1 protein-coding gene is annotated in these 1,397 nt (G+C 66.8%); it reads left to right on the top strand.

Features of this window, described 5'->3' with window-relative positions; all coding sequences use genetic code 11:
- On the top strand, nucleotides 1–1,245 hold a 1,245-nt coding region (locus C1D09_RS08895; RefSeq protein ID WP_208760362.1), incomplete at its 5' end, for an SPOR domain-containing protein.
- Between the last annotated feature and the right edge of the window lie 152 nt (nucleotides 1,246–1,397).

Below are 1,397 nucleotides of genomic sequence, written 5' to 3'. Positions count from 1 at the left end.
GATCTCGACAATCTGCCCGGCAGCCAGCCGGTCTCGCAGGCGGACGATTTTGCAGTCGATGAGCTCGACTATGATCCCGAACTTGACGAAGCAATGTCCGTTCCGGGTCTCGGCGAGCGGGAGGCGGCCAGGCCGTCGGGCCGCCGTGGCCTGTTCATCGCGGCGATCGTCGGTGCCGTGGCGGTCGCAGGCGGTCTTGGCGCCTTTGCCCTGTCTTTCGGCGGCAAGGGCGGCAGCGAAGCGCCGGTGATCGTCAAGGCCGACAATTCGCCGATCAAGGTCAAGCCGGAAAATCCGGGCGGCACAGTGGTGCCGAACCAGGACAACAAGGTTTACGACGCGGTGGTCAAGGGCGCGAAGCCTGCCGAACCAGTGCAGCAGAAGCTTGTCACCAGCACCGATGTCCCCGTGGATGTGCAGGCGAAGGATCCGGCCCGTGCCGTCGATCCTTCCGCCGGCCAGGGTGCTGTCGTTGGCGGAGCCGATGACGGCAATGCCGCGCCGACCGCCAGTGCGACGCCGGCTGGCAATCTTGCGCCGGCCGACAATGCGGCGCCCGCGCCCAAGTCCGAGGATCGCATCGCGCAGGTGCTGCAGGATACCGACAAGGGCAACAACACCGATGTCGTCGCCGTTGCACCGCGCAAGGTGAGGACGATGGTGGTCAAATCGGACGGCTCGCTGGTGCCGCGCGAGGATCCGGCGCCGGCCGCGCCGCAGGTGGCGGCCGCTGAGCCGAGCGATCCGGCGCCGCAGCATGTCGCGCCGTCGGCACAGGCCAATGCAGACCAGACCGGCACTGTGGCGCCTGCCGCGGGCCAGTCGGGCGACGAGCCGGCCCTCAAGCCGGCGACCAAACCGGCCAAGGCGCAGTCGGCCAATACTCCGGCCAAGGTTGCGATCGCGCCGCAGCGCCCGTCCGACCAGCCCGTCGACGTCGTCGGCGAGGTCAAGCCCGATCAGGTCGCTTCCATCGACCCGGCAACGACGGCGACCGGCAGTGGTTCGTGGTCGATGCAGGTTGCTTCGCAGCCGACGGTGGAAAGCGCCCAGTCGACCTATCAGGATCTGCAGCGCCGCTATGGCAGCGTGCTTGCCGGCCGCACCGCCAACATCGTCAAGGCCGAGATTGCCGGCAAGGGCACGTTCTACCGCGTCCGCGTCGTGGCCCAGTCACGCAACGATGCCATCAATTTGTGCACCAGCTACAAGGCCGCCGGTGGCAACTGCTTCGTGTCGCGCTAGACGCGTCCAACCAATCAAAGCCGGCGCGGCCCAAGGTCGCGCCGGCTTTTTTCATACGCCCAGCGCTTTTTCATGTGGAAGCATTTCCGGTGTCGGGCCGCATGCATTCCAGACGATTCCCTTTGGCCACGCGAAGCCCTAGACTCCTGATA

The organism is Mesorhizobium intechi, from assembly GCF_002879535.1.
Lineage (GTDB): Bacteria > Pseudomonadota > Alphaproteobacteria > Rhizobiales > Rhizobiaceae > Mesorhizobium > Mesorhizobium intechi.
This window is presented reverse-complemented; position numbering and strand designations above follow the sequence as displayed.